The sequence below is a fragment of the Klebsiella sp. JN_Kp122 genome, assembly GCF_040062085.1.
GTDB classification, from domain to species: Bacteria; Pseudomonadota; Gammaproteobacteria; order Enterobacterales; family Enterobacteriaceae; genus Klebsiella; species Klebsiella aerogenes.
Genome location: NZ_JBEAHW010000027.1, coordinates 17,948 through 34,670 on the forward strand (window position 1 = coordinate 17,948; position 16,723 = coordinate 34,670).

Consider the following 16,723-nt stretch of genomic DNA (forward strand, 5'->3'; position numbering starts at 1 on the left):
CTCCGTACAAGGCGTTAGGCTCTGACAGAATACGCATTCAGGCGGATTTCGCCCATAAAAAAAGCCAACCTGAAGGCTGGCTTTTCATTACATACGAGACGGGAAATTATTTATTCACCGCATCGTGGGCATGTTCATCTTCGCGGCAGTCGCCTTCCGCACAGTGGCCGTAGAGGTACAGGCTGTGGTTGGTTAAGCGGATGCCGTGTTGCGCAGCAATTTCACGTTGGCGGGATTCGATAGAATCATCGCTGAACTCGATCACTTTGCCGCAATCGAGGCAAATCAGGTGATCGTGGTGGTGCTGCTGAGTCAGCTCGAATACGGATTTACCGCCTTCGAAGTTGTGACGAGTCACGATGCCTGCATCGTCGAACTGGTTCAGCACGCGGTAAACGGTAGCCAGACCAATCTCTTCACCCATATCGATCAGGCGTTTATATAAATCTTCCGCACTGACGTGATGGTTATCCGGTTCCTGCAACACTTCCAGAATTTTCAGTCGGGGAAGTGTGACTTTCAGGCCAGCCTTCTTTAATGCGATATTGTTGTCAGTCATGCGGAATCTGTCCTGTTGCTAAAGATCGGCTTCCTTCAAAGGGAAGCAATACAGAGAATCACCCGATGTAATGCGTCTCATTATAGAGCTGCTACTCTGAAATGAAAACTGCAAGCATCGCGCCTTGTAAGCTGTCAAAAACGAATTACCAGCTACAAACTGTGTCACGTGACCTCGTGGAATCAGAGGACATTGTACAGATATGTGATGAAAAGTTAAAAACTTGTAGCTATTAGTTTGATTGCTTTTATCTATTAATCCAGCGCAGCTTAATAGCTGCGCTGTTTGATTCTTAGGCGTTTTTGATTTCTTCCAGATGCAGCTCTTCGGAAATCTGCTTCACCCACTTCTCAACGCGCTCGTTGGTCAGTTCCGGCTGACGGTCTTCATCAATCGCCAGACCGACGAAGTGATCGTCGTCCGCCAGGCCTTTAGACGCTTCGAAGTGGTAACCCGTGGTCGGCCAGTGGCCAACGATGGTTGCGCCGCGCGGTTCAATGATGTCACGAATGGTGCCCAGCGCATCGCAGAAGTATTCTGCGTAATCTTCCTGGTCGCCGCAGCCAAAGACGGCTACCAGCTTACCGTTGAAGTCGATCTCTTCCAGCGTCGGGAAGAAGTCGTCCCAGTCGCACTGCGCTTCGCCGTAGTACCAGGTTGGGATGCCGAGCAGCAGAATATCGTGGCTTTCCAGATCTTCTTTGCTGCTCTTGGCAATGTCGTGAACTTCAGCAACGTCTTTACCGAGCTGCTTTTGGATCATTTTTGCAATATTTTCGGTGTTGCCGGTGTCGCTGCCAAAAAAGATGCCGATGATTGCCATGAGTAAAATAACCTCTTGAAACTTAATGATGTGGTAGTGGCATTATGCCTACAGTTAACGGCAATCATAGCAGAACAGGGAAGGGCGCGGAAACAGCAATAACGTCCTGGTGCACACTCTGCTACATGAAAGCGATTTTTTTGCGTTTTTCAGACTTCGCCCTGGTTACGCAGGCAGGCCAGTTGGTGCATCAGTATCTCTTCGATAAGATCGCTGCGGCTCATGTTGCGGGCTTCCGCCAGCTCATTAAGCGCGTCGACCGCATCGGCGTTGAGCTTCAACTCAACGCGCTTCAAGCCGCGAACCTTATCGCGTTTGAGCTGATTGCGTTTGTTGATGCGCAGTTGTTCATCGCGCGAAAGCGGATTGGTTTTCGGTCTACCCGGGCGACGCTCATTTGCGAACAAATCTAATGTCGTTCGGTCCGTTTGTTCTTTTGCCATGATTCAGAGTGACTTCGGGGAAACAAGCTGCCGGGCTATAGCCGGCGCAGATAGCGCGCCATAATACATCAGGCGAACCGCTGCGCCAACGACCGCGGGCATTATGCCGCGCGGTCGGGCGTTTTTTAGCCACTCAGGCTTCAATTGTGCTCAGATAACGGCGAATTGCGCGTAAAACCGCCTCGGGTTTTTCCGCATGCACCCAGTGTCCGGCGCCGGCAATGACGTGGGCCCGGGCCTGCGGGAACTGCGCCAGCAGCGCGTCGCGGTATTCATCAGTGACATAAGGGGAGTTGCCGCCGGGAATAAATTGCGCCAGGTGCGGCCAGGCGGGCACGGTTTCCCAGCCGACAATATGCGGGTATTGATCCCACAGCGCCGGCACGTTGAAGCGCCACGCGCCGTCGACAAAGGATTTCAGCAGAAACTGAATGACGCCTTCTTCATTTATATACTCGCGCATTACCTGCGCCGCCTGCTGGCGGGTGCTGGCGGCGGATTCGCTGACGGCGTTAATCGCCGCGAAGATCTCATCATGACGGCGGACGTGATAAGCCACCGGCGCAATATCAATCGCCACCAGCCCGGCGATGCGATCCGGCGCCAGCGCGGTCAGCGCCATCACCGCTTTGCCGCCCATCGAATGGCCGATAAAGGTCGCTTTCTCGATCTGATGATCGTCGAGGGTATCGAGCAGATCCTGCGCCATCGCGCGGTAGGTCATCTCCGGTGAACGCGGCGATAAGCCGTGGTTGCGCATATCGACCTGCAATATATCGTAGTCGGCGACCAGATCGCGGGCGAGGATCCCAAGGTTGTCCAGGCTGCCGAACAGGCCGTGTACCAGGACGATTGGGGATTTATTGTGCGGGTTTTGTGCAGATTGCGCTCGGCTATTTAATTTCATGGCAAAGTTCTTTTTTTCGCTCCGTCGGGTTAGGGTATTATGTTGGACATTCTGCCATTAGGCTGCAAGACCCGGAAGCATTCTGAGTTTTACCGCCATCCTGGTTTGACGCTATTCGCGGTTGGGATTTGTCCTCTATCTGATGCCTTTTGTGCTGTAGTGTGAAAGACAAAGGATAGTTAATCCCGACGACTTGTATTCAGAAACAAAGAAATCGCACTGGATTAAGATGAAAACAATCGAAGTTGATGATGAGCTCTACCGCTATATTGCCAGCCACACTCTGCATATCGGCGAGAGCGCATCCGACATTTTACGGCGCATGCTGAAATTTTCCGCCGTTTCTCAGCCTGCATCTGGCGCGCCAGCGGCGAAAGCCGCGCCGGCGGCTGCTCCTGCGGCGGCGCCAGTCGTCGAAGCGAAGCCGGCCAACCCGGTTAAAGATAAAGTCCGCGCCATGCGCGAGCTGCTGTTATCTGACGAATACGCTGAACAAAAGCGCGCGGTTAACCGCTTCATGCTGGTATTGACTACGCTTTACTCGTTAGACAGCAAGGCATTTTCAGAAGCCACTGAGTCTCTGCACGGACGCACCCGCGTATACTTCGCCGAAGACTCACGGACGCTGCTGAAAAGCGGTAATCAGACCAAACCGAAACAGGTTCCTGGTACGCCGTGGTGGGTTATCACCAATACTAATACCGGCCGTAAATGCAGCATGATCGAACACATCATGCAATCAATGCAGTTCCCTGCGGAGCTGATTGAAAAGGTATGCGGCACGATCTAGTTAATTAAACTTTGCACCAGAAGGATCAGGCAATGGCAATCGATAAACGTGCGGGTCAGCCGGCACAACAGAGTGATTTGATTAACGTCGCCCAGCTGACCGCTCAGTACTATGTGCTGAAGCCGGAAGCGGGTAATGCGGAGCATGCGGTTAAGTTTGGCACCTCCGGCCATCGCGGTAGCGCAGGGCGCCACAATTTCAATGAGCAGCATATTCTGGCGATTGCGCAGGCGATTGCGGAAAACCGCGCGAAAAACGGCATCACCGGCCCATGCTACGTTGGTAAGGATACCCACGCTTTATCCGAACCGGCCTTCATTTCCGTGCTGGAAGTGCTGGCGGCGAACGGTGTTGATGTGATCGTTCAGGAAAACAACGGTTTCACCCCGACGCCGGCGGTTTCCAACGCGATTCTGGTGCATAACAAAAAAGGCGGCCCGTTGGCGGATGGTATCGTTATCACCCCGTCGCACAACCCGCCGGAAGATGGCGGTATTAAGTACAACCCGCCAAACGGCGGCCCGGCTGATACCAACGTGACTAAAGTGGTGGAGAACCGTGCGAATGAACTGCTGGCCGCCGGTCTGCAGGGCGTGAAGCGTATTTCTCTCGACGCCGCGCTGGCTTCCGGCCACGTGAAAGAGCAGGACTTGGTACAGCCGTTTATTGAAGGGCTGGCGGATATCGTCGATATGGCGGCTATTCAGAAAGCGGGCCTGAAACTGGGTGTCGACCCGCTGGGCGGTTCGGGTATCGAATACTGGAAACGCATCGGCGAGCATTACAAGCTGGATCTGACCATCGTTAACGATCAGGTCGATCAGACGTTCCGCTTTATGCACCTGGATAAAGATGGCGCGATCCGCATGGACTGCTCCTCCGAGTGTGCGATGGCGGGTCTGCTGGCGCTGCGCGATAAGTTCGATCTGGCCTTCGCCAACGATCCGGATTACGACCGTCACGGTATCGTGACCCCGGCTGGCCTGATGAATCCGAACCACTATCTGGCGGTGGCTATCAACTACCTGTTCCAGCATCGTCCGCAGTGGGGTAAAGACGTTGCGGTTGGTAAAACGCTGGTTTCCTCGGCGATGATTGACCGCGTGGTTAACGATCTGGGCCGTAAGCTGGTGGAAGTGCCGGTGGGCTTCAAGTGGTTTGTTGACGGTCTGTTCGATGGCAGCTTCGGCTTCGGCGGCGAAGAGAGCGCAGGGGCATCATTCCTGCGTTTCGATGGCACGCCGTGGTCCACCGATAAAGACGGTATCATCATGTGCCTGCTGGCGGCGGAAATCACCGCGGTGACCGGTAAGAACCCGCAGGAGCACTACAACGAGCTGGCGGAACGCTTTGGCGCCCCGAGTTACAACCGTCTGCAGGCATCGGCCACTTCCGCGCAGAAAGCGGCGCTGTCTAAGCTGTCGCCGGAAATGGTTAGCGCCGACACGCTGGCGGGCGATCCAATCACCGCGCGTCTGACCGCGGCGCCGGGCAACGGCGCTTCTATCGGCGGGCTGAAAGTGATGACCGACAACGGCTGGTTCGCGGCCCGTCCGTCAGGCACCGAAGACGCCTACAAAATCTACTGCGAGAGCTTCCTTGGCGAAGAACATCGCAAGCTGATTGAAAAAGAAGCGGTAGAAATTGTCAGTGAAGTGCTGAAAAACGCCTGACCCTGTTTACCCCGGCGGCGTTAACCGACCGCCGGGGTCATTGATTTGTTCCCTTCAAGGCATAAAGCGATAGCCAATACCGGTTTCGGTCAGCAGATGCTGCGGCCGCGCCGGGTCAGCCTCCAGTTTTTGCCGTAAGTGCCCCATATAAATCCGCAAATAGTGACTGTGCTCCACGGCGTTAGGTCCCCATACCTGATTCAGAAGCTGGCGCTGGGTAAGCACTTTGCCCGGATTGTTCAATAGCGCCGCCAGCAGGCGAAACTCGATGGGCGTCAGATGAATTTCTTCACTGCCGCGCATGATACGGCGGGCGGGGATATCGACGCTAATATCAGCAAAGCGCACCACCGGCTCATCGGCCTGCGCGCTGCCGTGACGGCGCAGCGCGACGCGCAGCCGCGCCTGCAGTTCGCCTATGCCAAACGGTTTACTCAGGTAGTCATCGGCGCCGGCGTCAAGGGCGGCGATTTTGTCATGCTCTTCGCTGCGCGCCGACAGCACGATAATCGGCATCTGGCTCCACTGGCGAACTTCACGGATAAAATCATTACCGTCCCCGTCCGGCAGGCCGAGATCGAGGATCGCTAAATCCGGTTTGCGGGTGGCGGCTTCGATGAGCCCCCGCTGCAGGGTTTCGGCTTCAAATACGCGCATACCGTCGGCTTCCAGCGCGGTGCGCAGAAAGCGGCGGATAGCATGTTCGTCTTCGATGATTAAAACGTTAATCACATGTCCTCGGTTAACTCTTCCAGTTCTGGGGGCGCTTCTCGCGGCAGTGTAACACGGAAACAGGCTCCGCCCTCCGGACGGTTGCTGGCGGTAATGCTACCGTCGTGCACCTCGACAATGGCCTGGCAAATTGCCAGTCCCAGACCGACGCCGGGGATAGCCGACTCTTTATTACCACGCGCGAACTTATCAAAGATAGCCTGTTCCTGGCCTGCCGGGATCCCCGGACCATTATCCCAGACTTCAATGATCAACTGCTGCCTATCCGCTTCGGCGTGAATGCCAATCTGCGCCTGCGCGCCGGCGTATTTATGCGCGTTTTCCAGCAGGTTGATCAGCACCCGCTCAAACAGCGGGCCGTCTACGTGGAGCAGCAGTAGCGGGTCCGGCAGCGACAGCTGGATGTGCTGGCCGCCAAGCCCCGGCTCCAGCATACGCAGGGCGCTACCGACTATCTCTTCGAGGGTTAACCACTCTTTATGTAGATTAAAGCCGCCGGACTGAATACGCGCCATATCCAGTAAATTATTCACCAGCCGGGTGGTGTTGAGCACGTGCTGGCGAATTTCGTTGGCCTGCGGCGCGTGCTTCGAACCTTCGCTGGCCAGATCGAGGGTCAGGATCTCTGCCTGGCCGAACAGGACCGTCAGCGGCGTCCGCAGATCGTGGGAGAGGGCGGCCAGTAGTGAGTTGCGCAGACTTTCGCGTTCGCTGGTCAAGCGCGCCTGCTCTTCGCTGGCGGTCAGGATCAGGCGTTCAAGGGCGCTGGCCACCAGCAGGGTAAAGGTTTCCAGCAGCCGTTGCTGTTCGGGGATCATCAGCTGACGCAGATTTTCCGGTTCGACCAGCAGCAGTCCCCAGGTGCGGGCGGCGCTTTGTAGCGGCAGAATTTGATACGGCACGCCGGGGAGAGTGTCGGTACCGGCTCCGGCTGGCTGGCCCTTATCGAAGCTCCAGCGGGCAATCGCATCATCCCACGAGAAAACGCCGGATTGCTGGGTCATCGGCTGCAGCTGCCCGTTCTCATCTGGCAGCAGTAGTTGGCTGCGGGCCTGAAAGGTGGAGGAAATAAAGCGTTCGCTGGTGGCGGCGATATCTTCGCGGCTGCGGCCGACCGCCAGCGCTTTCGACATTTCATAAAGGTGGCGGGTGCGCCGCTCGCGATAACGCGCCACCCGCGCCTGGTAACGCATCCCGGCGGTCAGGTTGCCGATCACCAGACCAACGGTCAGCATCACGCCGAACGTCAGCAGATACTGGACGTCGGAAACCGCCAGCGTGCCGCGTGGGGCGACAAAAAAGAGATCGAAGCTAATGACGTTGATAAAGGTCGCCAGCACCGATGGCCAGCGGCCATACAGCAGGGCGATAATCACCACGCCCAGTAGATAGAGCATCACCAGGTTGGCGGCTTCGAAGGCCATCAGCCACTGCATGGCGACTACGGTGATAATGGCGCACAGCGCCACGGCTAACAGACAGCCCTTCAACTGCTGGCGCCATTTGTCGAGCGCCGTACGGTTGTCGTTCGCGCGGGCGGGCAGGGAGGCCGGTTTTTCATCCAGCGCGATCACCACCAGATCGAGGTCCGGGGCGCGACGCGCCAGACGGTCGGCAAACCCGGCTCGTTCCCACCAGCGGCGCTCTCCCTGACGGCCAATCACAATTTTGCCGAGGTTGTGCTCGCGAGCGTAATGCAGCACCGCTTTTTCTTCCGATGGGTCGGAGAGGGTGGCGGTCTCGGCGCCTAACTCTTGCGCCAGCTTCAGCGCGGCGAGGATCGCCCGCCGCCTGGCCTCCGGCAGTCGGTGCAGCGCGGGCGTTTCTACATAGACCGCGTGCCAGACGCTGCCGAGCCTGGCTGCCAGCCGGGCGGCGGCGCGAACCAGTTTTTCGCTGCCGGTGTTGTGGCCGATGCACAGCAGAATGGCGTCGCGGGTGTGCCAGACTTTTTCCTGCCCCTGGCGGTCGCGCCAGGCGCGCATTTGCTCGTCTACCCGGTCGGCGGTACGGCGCAGCGCCAGCTCGCGCAGGGCGATCAGATTACCTTTGCGGAAGAAGTTTTCGATGGCGCGTTCGGCCTGACCGCCAATGTACACCTTGCCCTCATTCAGGCGCTGGCGCAGATCGTCCGGCGGCAAATCCACCAGTACTACATCATCGGCGGCGTCAAAGAAGGGGTCGGGGACGGTTTCGCGTACCTGCACGCCGGTAATACCGCTGACCACATCATTGAGGCTTTCAAGATGCTGGACGTTGACGGTGGTGAAGACGTCGATACCGGCTTCGAGCAGTTCTTCGACGTCCTGCCAGCGTTTCGGGTGGCGCGAACCCGGCGCGTTGCTATGCGCCAGTTCGTCCACCAGGATCAGCGCCGGGCGGCGGGCCAGCGCGGCATCGAGGTCAAACTCATGGACGTAGCGTCCGCGATGGGAAATGCGCTTTTGCGGGAGGGCGCTAAGCCCCTCCAGCATGGCGGCGGTATCTTTGCGGCCGTGGGTTTCCGCCACGCCGATCAGAATATCCAGCCCCTGAGCGCGCAGCCGCTGCGCTTCCGCCAGCATAGCCCAGGTCTTACCCACCCCGGCGCAGGCGCCGAAAAACACCTTCAGCTTGCCGCGATGCGGCGCAGCGGTTTGTTGCAGCAGACGGTCGGGGTCCGGGCGCAGCGGCTCGTCACTCATTGATTAATCCTTCAGGGCATCCAGCGCCATATTCAGTTGCAGTATATTTACCACAGGTTGGCCGAGAAAACTGAGCAACGGTTTTTGCGTCGCCTGATCCACTAACTGTTTCACCTGCGCATCGCTAAGATTGCGCGCTTTGGCGACGCGCGGTACCTGCCACAGCACCGCGGCAGGGGTCAGGTTGTTATCCAGCCCGCTGGCCGATGCGGTAACCAGCTCGACCGGCACCGTCGAATTCGCTTGCGGGTTAGCGGCGCGTAACGCCTCTACCCGCTCGCTAATCGCTTTATCCAGCGCCGGATTGCTGACCGCCAGGTTACTGCCGCCAGAGGCCAGCGGATTATCCGCCACCTCTGCCGTCGCGGAAGGGCGTCCGTGGAAATAACCGGCGGCGGTAAAGTTCTGCCCGATCAGAGCGGAGCCGCGCACCTCGCCATCGATCTGGATCAGCGAGCCGTTAGCCTGCTGCGGGAACCACCACTGCCCTAAGGCGGTAGTCAGCAACGGATACAGGCCGCCAGTGAGCAGGGTTAACAGAATAAATAGCACAAGTGCCGGACGAATTAATGACATGGTAGTTTCCTCACACCAGACCGGTCAGGGTCAGCAACAGGTCGATAGCTTTAATACCGACAAACGGCACAATCAGCCCGCCGAGGCCGTAAACCCACAGGTTGCGGCGCAGCATCGCCGATGCCGACAGCGGACGATAGCTCACGCCCTTCAGCGCTAAAGGGATCAGGCAGACGATAATCAGGGCGTTGAAAATAACCGCGCTCATGATCGCCGAAGAGGGCGAGTGCAGATGCATCACGTTCAGCATCGCCAGCTGCGGATAGGCGGCGGCGAAGGCGGCCGGAATAATCGCGAAATACTTGGCGACGTCGTTGGCGATACTGAATGTGGTTAACGACCCACGGGTCATCAGCATCTGTTTACCGATATGCACCACTTCAATCAGTTTGGTCGGGTTCGAGTCGAGATCCACCATATTGCCCGCCTCTTTTGCTGCCTGGGTGCCGGAGTTCATCGCGACCGCCACATCAGCCTGCGCCAGCGCCGGGGCGTCGTTGGTACCGTCACCGGTCATCGCCACCAGCCGTCCTTCCGACTGATACTGGCGAATCAGCGCCAGCTTGGCTTCCGGCGTCGCTTCGGCAAGAAAATCATCAACCCCCGCTTCGGCGGCGATAGCGGCGGCGGTCAGACGGTTATCACCGGTGATCATCACCGTCTTAATGCCCATTTTGCGCAGCTGGGCGAAACGCTCTTTAATGCCGCCTTTGACGATATCTTTGAGTGAAATAATGCCCAGCACGCGTTCGCCTTCCGCCACCACCAGCGGCGTGGCCCCCTGGCGGGCGACCTCTTCTACCTGCTTATCGACATCGGCCGGGAAGTGGCCGCCGTTGGCTTCGATATGGCGGCGAATCGCGTCCACCGACCCTTTGCGGATCATGCGTTGGTCGATGTTGATACCGCTCATACGGGTCTGGGCGGTAAAGGGGACAAATGTGGCGTGCAGCGACTGCAGGTCGCGTTCGCGCAGATTAAAGCGCTGTTTCGCCAGTACCACGATGCTGCGGCCTTCCGGCGTTTCATCCGCCAGCGACGACAGCTGTGCGGCATCGGCCAGCACGCGCTCTTCGACGCCGCGCGCCGGCAGGAAAGCCGAGGCCTGACGGTTGCCGAGGGTGATGGTGCCGGTTTTATCCAGCAGCAGTACGTCGACATCGCCGGCGGCTTCCACCGCGCGGCCGCTGGTGGCGATAACGTTGGCGCCGAGCATTCGGCTCATCCCGGCGACGCCGATAGCGGAGAGCAGGCCGCCGATGGTGGTCGGGATCAGACACACCAGCAGCGCGACCAGCACGGTAACGCTAACCGCATTACCGCTCCACGCCGAGAAGGGCCAGATGGTGGCGGTGGCCAGCAGGAACACCAGCGTCAGGGCGATCAGCAGGATCGTCAGCGCGATTTCGTTTGGAGTTTTACGGCGCTGCGCGCCTTCAACCATAGCGATCATCCGGTCAAGGAAGGTTTCGCCAGGGTTGACGCTGCAGCGGATCACCAGCCAGTCAGAGAGGATCCGGGTGCCGCCGGTGACCGAGGCGAAATCGCCGCCGGACTCGCGGATCACCGGCGCGGATTCCCCGGTGATGGCGCTTTCATCTACCGAAGCGCCGCCTTCGATCACTTCGCCGTCGCAGGGGATAATGTCGCCAGCTTCGACCAGCACGATATCGCCTTTGCGTAACTCTTCCGCCGGGACGTGATCCATCGGAGCATCGTGCTGCGGCGCGCGCAGCTTACGGGCGAAAGCGGTTTTCTTCACCCCTTTCAGGCTGTTGGCTTGCGCTTTGCTACGTCCTTCGGCCATGGCTTCGGCGAAGTTGGCGAACAGTACGGTAAACCATAACCACAGGCTGACGGCGGCGGTAAAGCCGGCGTGACCCGTGAGATACCCCCCGGCCATGGCCATCGCCAGCAGGGTGGTCAGCACGCTGCCAATCCAGACGATAAACATCACCGGGTTACGCCACTGCACCGAGGGGCTGAGTTTTTTCACCGCATCCAGCAGCGCCTGACGCACCAGCGTCGGCTCCAGCAGGGCTAATTGTTTGCGACTCATAACAGGCTGCTCCGCATCGCTTAAAGTAAAGAGAAGTGTTCCGCCACCGGGCCGAGCGCCAGTGCGGGGATAAAGGTCAGGGCGCCGACCAGCAGGACGGTGCCGATCAGCAGGCCGATAAACAGCGCGTCGTGGGTGGCGAGCGTGCCGGAGCTGGCGGGCTGAATTTTCTTATTCACCAGCGACCCGGCAATCGCCATCACCGGGACGATCACTCCGAAGCGGCCCACCAGCATGCAGAACGCCAGCAGCAGGTTCCAGAATGTCGTGCCGGCGCTTAAGCCGCCGAAGGCGCTGCCGTTGTTGTTGGCCGCCGAGGTGACGGCGTACAACACTTCGCTAAAGCCGTGCGGCCCAGGATTCAACATGGCGCTGCGTCCGGCTTCGGTCATCATCGCCAGCGCGGTGCCGAGCAGTACCAGCGTCGGGGTCACCAGAATCGCCAGCGCGATCATTTTCATTTCGCGCACGTCGATTTTCTTGCCGAGATATTCCGGAGTGCGGCCAATCATCAGCCCGGCGATAAATACCGCCAGCATGACGAACAGCAGCATGCCGTACAGCCCGGAGCCTACGCCGCCGAAGACCACCTCGCCAATCTGCATCAACCACATCGGCACCATACCGCCCAGCGCGGTGAAGGAATCATGCATCGCGTTCACCGCGCCGCAGGAGGCCGCAGTGGTGACCACCGCAAACAGGCTGCTGGCGAGAATGCCAAAGCGGCTCTCTTTCCCTTCCATATTCAGGCTGCTGTCGGCGCCAAGGCTGAGCAGATGCGGATTTCCGCGGGTTTCCGCCCACATCACCACCGCCACGCAAACCACGAAAATCAGCGCCATCGCCCACAGGATGGCGCGCCCCTGACGGCGATCGCCGACCGCTTCGCCAAAGGCAAAACACAGCGCCGCCGGGATCAAGAAGATCGCCAGCATCTGCACCAGGTTGGTTAACGCCGTCGGGTTCTCAAACGGATGCGATGAGTTGGCGTTAAAGAAACCGCCGCCGTTGGTACCGAGCATTTTGATCGCTTCCTGCGAGGCGACCGGCCCCATCGGTAGCCATTGGCGAACGCCTTCCAGGCTGGTGAACGGCTGATAAGCCTGCAGGTTCTGCGGCACGCCCTGTTGCACAAAGAACAGCGCAATCAGCAGAGAGATTGGCAGTAGCAGCCACAGTGTAATGCGGGTCAGGTCGACCCAGGCGTTGCCGAGGGTGCTGACTTTCTGTCGCGCCCAGGCGCGGGTCAGCACGAAGATCACCGCAATACCGGTCGCGGCTGACAGGAAGTTTTGCACCGCCAGGCCCACCATCTGGCTGAGATAGCTCATGGTGGTTTCCCCGGCGTAGGCCTGCCAGTTAGTGTTGCTGACGAAGCTTACCGCGGTATTCAACGCTAAATCCCATGACAGGTTGGGGAAGTGCTGCGGATTGAACGGCAGCCATCCCTGACACATCAGCAGCGCCATCAGCGCCGCGAGACCAATAGCGTTAAACAGCACAATGGCGATCAGGTACTGCCGCCAGTCCATCTCCTGGCTGCGAATCCCCGCCAGCCGCCAGATACCGCGCTCAACGCCGGCAAGTCCAGGAAGCGGAACATCGTTGATCATTCGCGCCAGCAGCGAACCGAGTGGCCGCGCCAGCACCAGCAGTACCAGCAGGAAGCTGGCGATAAGTAAGAACCCTTGCGCGGCCATCAGAACGCCTCCGCATGTATCAGGGCATAGACCAGATACGCCAGCAGCAGGAACACCAGCGTTACGCCGGCAATGATGCCTGTAGTCACTTTCCACCTCCGGGTGTGTCTCTTATTGATATACCGAGAGGGTAGGAATTTCGGCGCAAAGATTTCGCAAAAATCGCCGCGGGCGGTGTAAAAAAAGTATAAAAATGGCTAAAGGCACAATTTAACTAATGGTTAGTATTAATTTAACTTTTTTGTAACTCAGTTACGCTGTTAATGTAAATTAAGTATAAATAAGTGCTTTTTAGTGGTCGGATGAGTAGTAAAATTACAACCAGCGCGGTACTATTTGTGCAGACAAACATTGTGACATTTACCGGCGTTGCTTGCCGGCCTGACAAAGGGGAGAGAAATTATGGCGTTGTACAAAGCTTATCCTGCTCACATTATCCTGATGCGTCGCGCTTTCGCCGTCGTGGCCGGGGTCGCTGCGCTGCCGGTGATGCTGTTCTGGAAAGATCGCGCCCGTTATTACAGCTGGCTGCATCGCGTATGGGCGAAAACCAGCGAACAGCCGGTATGGATGGCGCAGGCGGAAAAAGCCGCGCACGACTTCTACTAAATCCGCGCTGCTGCGACGAATATCAAAACCGCCGGTTGACGACCGGCGGTTTTTTTTCGTCTGCTGTCTACACTTAGCTTTCACGCGCCGTGGCAGAATTGGCAGGTGCGTATTTTACCGCAGCGCGCTATTTTGCCAGCCTGAGTGCTGAGTTTTGCTTACGGAGAGTGAGGAGTTTTATGGCCACCCATTTGGTCTGGTTTCGCATGGATTTACGCCTTAACGATAATCTGGCGCTGGCCGCCGCCTGCCGCGACCCGAACGCGCAGGTGCTGGCGCTGTATATCGCTACGCCAGAACAGTGGCGCCAACATCACATGGCACCGCGCCAGGCGGCCTTTATCGCCAGCCATTTACGCAGCCTCCACGCGGCGTTGGCGGAACGCGGTATCCCGCTGCTGGTTGAAGAAGCGGACAATTTCGCCGCCAGCATCGAGCTGCTGACGCGCATCTGTAAACAGCACCAGGTTAGCCATCTATTTTATAATTATCAGTATGAGTTTAATGAGCGCCAGCGCGACGCCGGTGTTGAGAAAATCCTGACAGAAGTCACCTGCCAGGGGTTTGATGACAGCGTGCTGTTGCCGCCGGGCAGCGTGATGACCGGCAACCGTGAGATGTATAAAGTCTTTACGCCGTTTAAAAATGCCTTTATCCGCCGCCTGCGTGAAGGGCTGCCGGAGTGCGTGGCGGCGCCGAAACCGCGCCAGTCAGCCACCCGACAGGCCTCGCCGCTGCCTGAGATCAACTATCCGCAAACGCCGTTCGACACCGATCTGTTCGCGGCGGATGAAAAAACGGCGCTGGCTCGATTGCGCGCGTTTTGTCAGCAGCCGGCGGCGGATTACGACCAGCAGCGCGATTTTCCGGCGATAGAGGGAACCAGCAGGCTATCGCCGTGTCTCGCGGTAGGCGTATTGTCGCCGCGCCAGTGCCTGCATCGCTTGTTACGGGAGCAGCCCGGCGCGCTGGATGGCGAAGCGGGCGCAAGCTGGCTGAACGAGATTATCTGGCGCGAGTTCTATCGTCATCTGATGGTTTACTACCCGAAACTGTGTAAAGGCCGGCCGTTTGTCGCCTGGACCGACAAGGTCGCCTGGCGCAGCAATGAGGATGAACTGCAGGCCTGGCAACAGGGGCAAACCGGTTTCCCCATCGTCGATGCCGCCATGCGGCAGCTTAACGCCACCGGCTGGATGCACAACCGTCTGCGGATGATTGTCGCCAGCTTCCTGGCGAAAGACCTGCGCCTCGACTGGCGGCAAGGAGAGCGCTATTTCATGAGCCAACTGATCGACGGCGATTTGGCGGCCAACAACGGCGGCTGGCAGTGGGCGGCCTCGACCGGTACCGATGCAGCCCCTTATTTTCGTATTTTCAATCCGACGACCCAGGGCGAGAAATTTGATAAGCAGGGCGAGTTTATTCGCCGCTGGCTGCCGGAACTGGCTGAAGTGCCAGAAAAAGCGCTGCATCAGCCGTGGCTGTGGGCGGATAAACAGGGGGTAACGCTGAGGTATCCGCGCCCGCTGGTTGACCATAAGCAGGCGCGGCTGGAGACGCTGGCGGCCTGGGAAGCCGCCAGATAGTTTCTACTCTACCGCCAGTTGGCGGGTTTTGACCTTCACGGAGTGATACAGCCAGATGACCAGCACCAGGCCAACGCAGGCCAGCGCGCCCCAGGTGATCTGGCTGAAGACGTCGATGTAGGCTTCAATCGAATAGTTAACCGCGCCCGCGGCATCAAACGACGCCTGCGACGTCTGGTCGGCGATGACGCCGGCCAGATAGTTGGCGATCGCCCCGGAAAGCAGCATATAGATACCGGTCAGCACCCCGGTGACGCCGGGGATTTCGATCCGGGTGATTTGCGACATCGCAACCGGGTCGATAAACAGTTCGGCGAAACCCATCACCGCCAGCCCCAGTACCATCAGCGGCATGGAGGAGTGGCCATACGCGGCCGACCAGCGGGCGCTTAAGGTCAGAATGCAGAACCCGGCGCTCATTAGCCCCAGACCGAGGGCGAATTTCCCCCAGATACGCACGGTGCGGTTGCCCTTGATGTTCTCTTTGACCAGCCATGCCAGCACCATACCGCAGAGCATTACCGCGAAGGCGTTAACCGACTGGAACATCGCGGTTGGTACTTCATAGCTCATGACGTGGCGGTTCACGAAACGGTCGATATACAGGCTGATGGAGCTGCCGCCCTGCTGGGCAAAGGCCCAGAACAGCAGGCTAAAACCGGTGAGGACGATAATCAGACGCAGCTCTTTACGCTGTTTGTCGTTCTCCGCGCGCAGGTAAATACGCGCCAGTACCGCCAGGCCAATCACCGTCGCGACGATCAGCGCATACACCGACCACTCCTGCCAGAACAGCACGGTAATCAACAGCGGCGTCGCCACCAGCAATACCAGCAGCCAGCCCCAGTTCGGCAGGAGGAAGGTCCGCGCGCACAGTGCCTCGCGGTTAACGCCGGTGGTATGGCGGAAGTGGCGACCGCCGCAGAGGAAGATCACCAGACCGGCAATCATACCGACTGCCGCCAGCGCAAAGCCCATCGCCCAGCTGTACTCTTCCTGCACGTAGCCGCAGGCGATAGGCGCGATGATCGAACCAATATTACCCGCGGCGTACATCAGCGAGAAGCCGCCATCGCGGCGCGGATCGGTCGGCTCATACAGTTCGCCAAGCAGGCAGCTGACGTTGGATTTAAACAGCCCGTAACCGCAAACGATAATCGCCAGCGATAAATAGAGGAAGGTGGGGGCGATTTCGCTGGCGCCGAGCACCAGGTGACCGATAGCCATGAGTAGCGCCCCGAGCATCACCGCCATGCGGTTGCCGAGCAGTTTGTCGGCGAGGAAGCCGCCGAGAATAGGGGTGACATAGACCAGGGAGCAGTAGGCGCTAAACAGGGTATAAGCGTGGTTATCGTCGTACTTGAGCTGGTTGGTGAGGTACAGGATTAACAGCGCCCGCATGCCGTAAAAACTGAAGTATTCCCAAATTTGCAGCGCAACGACGTAATAAATCGCCCGTGGTTGTGAAGTTTGTTTGTTCATGTAACGTTCATTTCCTGGCCGTAAAACGAAAGTCGATCTTTCTGCATGAATAGCGTTTGTTTGGTGTTATTCATGGCCTAAATGGCTTTCTGGTTAT

At 58.3% G+C, this 16,723-nt stretch carries 15 protein-coding genes; 4 read left to right on the forward strand and 11 right to left on the reverse strand.

Annotated features, from left to right (window positions below; translation table 11 throughout):
• Positions 1-106: 106 nt before the first annotated feature.
• From fur to ybfF, 4 genes are all read right to left on the reverse strand, one after another.
• Positions 107-559 carry a ferric iron uptake transcriptional regulator gene (fur, locus tag ABLU78_RS12455; protein WP_015367698.1) on the reverse strand — a complete coding sequence of 151 codons (453 nt, stop codon included), beginning with the start codon at positions 557-559 and terminating at the stop codon, positions 107-109.
• Positions 560-851: 292 nt separating this feature from the next.
• Entirely contained in the window at positions 852-1,382 is a 531-nt protein-coding gene (gene fldA, locus ABLU78_RS12460; protein WP_048228538.1) for a flavodoxin FldA, read from the reverse strand.
• A 149-nt stretch (positions 1,383-1,531) separates the two neighbouring features.
• A complete protein-coding gene (gene ybfE, locus ABLU78_RS12465; protein WP_045366391.1) occupies positions 1,532-1,825 on the reverse strand; it encodes a LexA regulated protein in 294 nt (97 codons plus the stop codon).
• 133 nt (positions 1,826-1,958) lie between these two features.
• A complete protein-coding gene (gene ybfF / locus ABLU78_RS12470; protein ID WP_048228540.1) occupies positions 1,959-2,732 on the reverse strand; it encodes an esterase in 774 nt (257 codons plus the stop codon).
• Positions 2,733-2,961: 229 nt separating this feature from the next.
• Here ybfF and seqA point away from each other — a divergent pair, with 229 nt between their 5' ends.
• Complete coding sequence (seqA, locus tag ABLU78_RS12475) at positions 2,962-3,522, forward strand: replication initiation negative regulator SeqA (protein ID WP_015367694.1); 561 nt, start codon at positions 2,962-2,964, stop codon at positions 3,520-3,522.
• Positions 3,523-3,554: 32 nt separating this feature from the next.
• Complete coding sequence (gene pgm, locus ABLU78_RS12480) at positions 3,555-5,195, forward strand: phosphoglucomutase (alpha-D-glucose-1,6-bisphosphate-dependent) (protein WP_015367693.1); 1,641 nt, start codon at positions 3,555-3,557, stop codon at positions 5,193-5,195.
• 54 nt (positions 5,196-5,249) lie between these two features.
• Here pgm and kdpE read toward each other — a convergent pair whose 3' ends face one another.
• From kdpE to kdpF, 6 genes are read right to left on the reverse strand one after another with little or no spacing between them, the layout of a single operon-like run.
• The gene (gene kdpE / locus ABLU78_RS12485; protein ID WP_020079352.1) at positions 5,250-5,927 is read right to left on the reverse strand and encodes a two-component system response regulator KdpE; all 678 of its coding nucleotides are present in this window, start codon (positions 5,925-5,927) and stop codon (positions 5,250-5,252) included.
• Positions 5,924-8,611 (reverse strand): two-component system sensor histidine kinase KdpD, encoded by a 2,688-nt coding sequence (kdpD, locus tag ABLU78_RS12490; RefSeq protein WP_048228541.1) that lies wholly within the window; start codon positions 8,609-8,611, stop codon positions 5,924-5,926. The genes kdpE and kdpD overlap by 4 nt, the downstream gene beginning before the upstream one ends.
• Before the next feature lie 3 nt (positions 8,612-8,614).
• Positions 8,615-9,187, reverse strand: a complete 573-nt coding sequence (gene kdpC, locus ABLU78_RS12495; RefSeq protein ID WP_047055997.1) for a potassium-transporting ATPase subunit KdpC — start codon at positions 9,185-9,187, stop codon at positions 8,615-8,617.
• A 10-nt stretch (positions 9,188-9,197) separates the two neighbouring features.
• The gene (gene kdpB, locus ABLU78_RS12500; protein WP_015704756.1) at positions 9,198-11,246 is read right to left on the reverse strand and encodes a potassium-transporting ATPase subunit KdpB; all 2,049 of its coding nucleotides are present in this window, start codon (positions 11,244-11,246) and stop codon (positions 9,198-9,200) included.
• Between the two features lie 20 nt (positions 11,247-11,266).
• Positions 11,267-12,946 carry a potassium-transporting ATPase subunit KdpA gene (gene kdpA / locus ABLU78_RS12505; RefSeq protein ID WP_032707629.1) on the reverse strand — a complete coding sequence of 560 codons (1,680 nt, stop codon included), beginning with the start codon at positions 12,944-12,946 and terminating at the stop codon, positions 11,267-11,269.
• Positions 12,946-13,035 carry a K(+)-transporting ATPase subunit F gene (gene kdpF / locus ABLU78_RS12510; RefSeq protein WP_020079348.1) on the reverse strand — a complete coding sequence of 30 codons (90 nt, stop codon included), beginning with the start codon at positions 13,033-13,035 and terminating at the stop codon, positions 12,946-12,948. Before kdpF ends, kdpA begins: the two co-directional genes overlap by 1 nt.
• A gap of 313 nt (positions 13,036-13,348) precedes the next feature.
• Between kdpF and ABLU78_RS12515 the strand changes: the two genes are divergently transcribed.
• On the forward strand, positions 13,349-13,555 hold the full coding sequence (locus ABLU78_RS12515; RefSeq protein WP_015367687.1) for a DUF2517 family protein: 207 nt from the start codon (positions 13,349-13,351) through the stop codon (positions 13,553-13,555).
• 179 nt (positions 13,556-13,734) lie between these two features.
• A complete protein-coding gene (gene phrB, locus ABLU78_RS12520; RefSeq protein WP_116328455.1) occupies positions 13,735-15,144 on the forward strand; it encodes a deoxyribodipyrimidine photo-lyase in 1,410 nt (469 codons plus the stop codon).
• A 3-nt stretch (positions 15,145-15,147) separates the two neighbouring features.
• On the opposite strand, the gene ABLU78_RS12525 is transcribed toward phrB, so the two are convergent.
• Complete coding sequence (locus tag ABLU78_RS12525) at positions 15,148-16,626, reverse strand: MFS transporter (RefSeq protein WP_032705585.1); 1,479 nt, start codon at positions 16,624-16,626, stop codon at positions 15,148-15,150.
• Between the last annotated feature and the right edge of the window lie 97 nt (positions 16,627-16,723).